Genomic DNA, 4,069 nt, shown 5'->3' with positions numbered 1-4,069 from the left:
TCTTTTTCCAATTATCTTGAAAGTTATAGGTTTATTGGGTGAATTTGGTTGGATTATCCAGTGGTCGGAATGTTGAATAAGTGTTCCATTTGTATGTATTTCTAGTTCAGGAATTCGTGGCCCAATTATGTATTGATTTGGGTTTTTATCATCTTTAATCACTATAATTTCCTGTTCATTTACAAATACAGAACAATTTGGCGTTGGAGTGCAGCTCGTCATGTCGACGTTTTGATAAGAAAAAGTCCTCCAGAAAAAAGCGACCAAAAGAATGAGTAATGTGATTAGTATTTGAGCAAACCTGTGTTTTGTAAGCTTTTCTGAAGCCATGATGCTTCCTTCCTCGTGTAACAAACTTCAAAGTTTTGAAATAAAAGGCCAAATCCTGAACAACTGTAAGGTTACTACTCTGTCATTGAATTGTTAATTGCAGTATAGTTGACGGTTGAAAATGCCACTTTTTTTAAAGTCAGCAATAGATAGTAACGTTCTGATAAAGCAGTATTTCTATTGTGGATTTGGGGGGCATTACGACATGTGTCGTGTTGGAAGTAAAGTGTAGTTAATTAGAAATTGGAAGCATGCAAATGAGCCAAGAAAAGCAGCTTGAACAAAACTACAACTATACAGTTGTTCGGCAATTTACCTTAGTGACTATTCTCTGGGGTATTGTTGGTATGGCTGTAGGTGTTTTGATTGCCGCTCAATTAGTTTGGCCACAGCTAAACTTTGATACGCCGTGGTTGACGTACAGTCGCTTACGTCCTCTGCATACTAATGCGGTTATTTTTGCGTTTGGTACAAGTGCCCTCTTTGCAACATCTTATTATGTTGTTCAGCGTACTTGTCAAACTCGTCTATTTGGTGGTCCTCTTGTGCCCTTCACCTTTTGGGGATGGCAAGCCATTATTTTATCTGCAGCAATAACTTTACCTTTGGGTTATACCTCCGGTAAAGAATACGCGGAATTAGAATGGCCAATTGATATCGCCATTGCTCTTGTATGGGTATCTTATGCGATAGTGTTTTTTGGAACACTCGTCAAACGTAAGACGGCACATATCTATGTGGCAAACTGGTTCTTCGGAGCTTTTATCCTTACTGTTGCTGTATTACATATTGTAAATAGCATGGCAATCCCTGTTTCTATGGGTAAATCGTATTCAGTTTACGCTGGGGCGGTGGATGCTATGGTTCAGTGGTGGTACGGTCATAATGCGGTGGGTTTCCTGCTTACTGCCGGCTTCCTTGGTATGATGTATTACTTTGTACCAAAACAAGCTGAACGCCCTGTTTATTCATACCGTTTATCGATTGTTCACTTTTGGGCTTTGATCTCTCTTTACATTTGGGCTGGTCCGCACCATTTACACTACACTGCTCTGCCTGATTGGACTCAGTCACTTGGCATGGTGATGTCGTTGGTGTTGTTTGCTCCTTCATGGGGCGGGATGATCAACGGGATCATGACGTTATCTGGTGCTTGGCATAAACTGCGCTATGACCCAATCTTACGATTCCTCATCGTTTCATTGTCATTCTACGGAATGTCTACGTTTGAAGGACCAATGATGTCGATTAAGACAGTTAATGCACTGTCACACTACACCGACTGGACTATTGGTCACGTGCATTCTGGAGCTCTAGGTTGGGTGGCAATGGTGTCGATTGGTTCGGTATACCATTTAATCCCTCGCCTATTTAACCAAGAGCGTATGTACTCTGTTGGTCTGATCAATGCTCACTTCTGGTTAGCGACTATTGGTACGGTGCTCTACATCGTTGCGATGTGGATTTCAGGTGTTATGCAGGGCTTGATGTGGCGTGCTGTTAACTCTGACGGTACGTTAACGTACAGTTTTGTTGAGTCTGTCCAAGCCTCTTACCCATTCTATACCGTTCGATTCATTGGTGGATTTATCTTCTTAGCAGGTATGTTCCTGATGGCTTACAACACGTATAAAACGGTTTTTGCACCAGATAATAGCTTAAAAGCTATTCCTCAACCGGCATAAGGAGATGAAAGAATGAGTTCTAATAATCGCCATGAAATCATCGAACGTAATGTCGGTTTACTGGCTATTTTCATTATTTTTGCCATCAGTTGGGGAGCCTTGGTTGAAATCACGCCATTGATTTTCCAAAAGCAAACTACTGAGCCTGTTGAAAATCTTAAGCCCTACACTGCGCTGCAACTTGAAGGCCGTGATATCTATATTCGCGAAGGTTGTAACGTTTGCCATAGCCAAATGATTCGCCCATTCCGTTCCGAAACGGAGCGTTATGGTCATTATTCGGTGGCTGGTGAAAGTGTTTGGGAGCATCCATTTGTGTGGGGTTCGAAGCGGACTGGGCCTGATTTGGCTCGTGTTGGTGGTCGTTATTCTGATGAATGGCATCGAGTTCACTTGACTAATCCTCGCGAACTGGTTCCTGAATCAAACATGCCCGGTTTTCCTTGGCTAGCAAAAAATGTGTTGGACGGCAAGCTTACGCAAAGCAAACTTGAATTATTCCGTAATCAGTTTGGTGTGCCGTATACCGATGAACAAATCGCGAATGCAGCAAAAGATGTCGAAGGTAAATCAGAAATGGATGCAATCATTTCTTATCTTCAATCTCTTGGTCACGCAATGAAGTAAGGGGTAGTTATGGATATCGGTACTATTCACAGTATTTGGACCATAGTGCTGTTCGTCTGTTTTATAGGCGTAGTGTGGTGGGCCTATGGCAAAAACCGTAAAGCTCGTTTCGATGAAGCGGCTAACCTCATTTTTGCCGATGAACAGCCCAAATCCTCTAAGGAACAAGGAGTGACTAAACAATGACGACATTTTGGAGTCTATGGGTCATCATCATTACGGTGGGAACTTTGCTGGGCTGTGCGATTCTGCTCGTTTGGTGTTTAAAAGACAAAATGGGAGTGGAAGAAGGCTCGGATATGGGCCATGAATACGATGGTATTCGTGAGCTCAACAACCCTCTGCCTAAATGGTGGACCTATCTTTTTATTAGTACGTTTATTTTTGCCGCTATCTATCTGACCCTTTATCCCGGGTTAGGTAGTTTTAAAGGTGTACTTGGTTGGCAAAGTTCAGATCAAACCATTCGCTCTCTTGATGAGTCCAAAGCCTCGATTGCAAATGCGCAAAACAATAAAGTGTTAGTACAGTATGCAAAAGAGTTAGATGACGCAAACACCTACTTTGGTGAAGCATTTAAACGCTTAGCTTATACTGGCGGCGGTTCGGATTTACGCCCTATTCCTGAAATTGCAGCAGATTCTGATGCATTGAAGGTTGGTCAGCGTTTATTCTTACAAAACTGCTCTCAGTGTCATGGTTCTGACGCTCGTGGTCAAAAAGGCTTTCCGAATCTAACCGATAATGCTTGGTTATATGGTGGTGAACCAGAAGCGATTGTGACCACTATCCGACATGGTCGTATTGGACAAATGCCAGCTTGGAAAGATGTCCTCGGTGAGCAAGGTGTGAAGGAAGTGGTGAGTTATACCCTAAGCCTTTCTGGGCGTTCTGTGAACGTTCGAGAAGCGGAAGCAGGTAAAGCTCGCTTCGTCGTTTGCGCCGCTTGTCATGGTACGGATGGTAAAGGTAACCCTGCGTTTGGAGCACCTGATCTTACTGATAACGATTGGTTATTTGGTGACTCAAGAGCCGATGTTACTCAAACGGTCATGCATGGCCGATCAGGTGTTATGCCTGCTTGGAATGACATTCTCGGTGAAGATAAAGTTCAACTGGTTGCTGCTTACGTGTGGAGTTTAAGCAATACAGAGAACTAATTGCACAACAAAGGCAGCTCTTTATTAGGGCTGTCTTTCTTCTCTTTTTAATAAGCCTTCTTTATTTTGTTGTTGAGAACTTTTTTATGGTAACTCCTTGGTATAAACAATTCTGGCCGTGGTTTCTGATCATCTTACCGTTAACTGTGGTGATATGGACGATTGCAACGGTTATCGTCTTTTCTCAGAATTCAGTGTCATTGGTGACAGAGGATTACTACAAAAAAGGCAAAGGCATTAATATTGACCTATCAAAAATTAACGAAG

Annotated in this window: 6 protein-coding genes; 5 read left to right on the top strand and 1 reads right to left on the bottom strand. The window is 42.5% G+C overall.

Annotation, left to right across the window (positions count from 1 at the left end):
- Positions 1 to 330 (bottom strand): hypothetical protein (locus B9J84_RS16370; protein ID WP_094124315.1); only part of this gene is annotated, 330 nt, incomplete at its 3' end.
- A gap of 257 nt (positions 331 to 587) precedes the next feature.
- Here B9J84_RS16370 and ccoN point away from each other — a divergent pair.
- From ccoN to B9J84_RS13060, 5 genes are all read left to right on the top strand, one after another.
- Positions 588 to 2,015, top strand: coding sequence for a cytochrome-c oxidase, cbb3-type subunit I (gene ccoN, locus B9J84_RS13080; protein WP_026027333.1), 1,428 nt, complete (start codon positions 588 to 590; stop codon positions 2,013 to 2,015).
- Positions 2,016 to 2,027: 12 nt separating this feature from the next.
- Positions 2,028 to 2,642, top strand: a complete 615-nt coding sequence (gene ccoO, locus B9J84_RS13075) for a cytochrome-c oxidase, cbb3-type subunit II (RefSeq protein ID WP_013856896.1) — start codon at positions 2,028 to 2,030, stop codon at positions 2,640 to 2,642.
- A gap of 9 nt (positions 2,643 to 2,651) precedes the next feature.
- Complete coding sequence (locus B9J84_RS13070) at positions 2,652 to 2,828, top strand: CcoQ/FixQ family Cbb3-type cytochrome c oxidase assembly chaperone (protein WP_010320252.1); 177 nt, start codon at positions 2,652 to 2,654, stop codon at positions 2,826 to 2,828.
- Positions 2,825 to 3,802 (top strand): cytochrome-c oxidase, cbb3-type subunit III, encoded by a 978-nt coding sequence (gene ccoP, locus B9J84_RS13065; protein WP_013856895.1) that lies wholly within the window; start codon positions 2,825 to 2,827, stop codon positions 3,800 to 3,802. The genes B9J84_RS13070 and ccoP overlap by 4 nt, the downstream gene beginning before the upstream one ends.
- Before the next feature lie 86 nt (positions 3,803 to 3,888).
- A partial coding sequence (locus tag B9J84_RS13060) for a FixH family protein (RefSeq protein WP_179217568.1) occupies positions 3,889 to 4,069 on the top strand: 181 nt, incomplete at its 3' end.

Origin of the sequence: Vibrio sp. V03_P4A6T147 (assembly GCF_002241085.1) — a bacterium.
Taxonomy (GTDB): domain Bacteria; phylum Pseudomonadota; class Gammaproteobacteria; order Enterobacterales; family Vibrionaceae; genus Vibrio; species Vibrio anguillarum.
The sequence above is the reverse complement of the archived record's forward strand: the minus strand, read 5'-3'. Positions and strand labels throughout refer to the sequence as shown.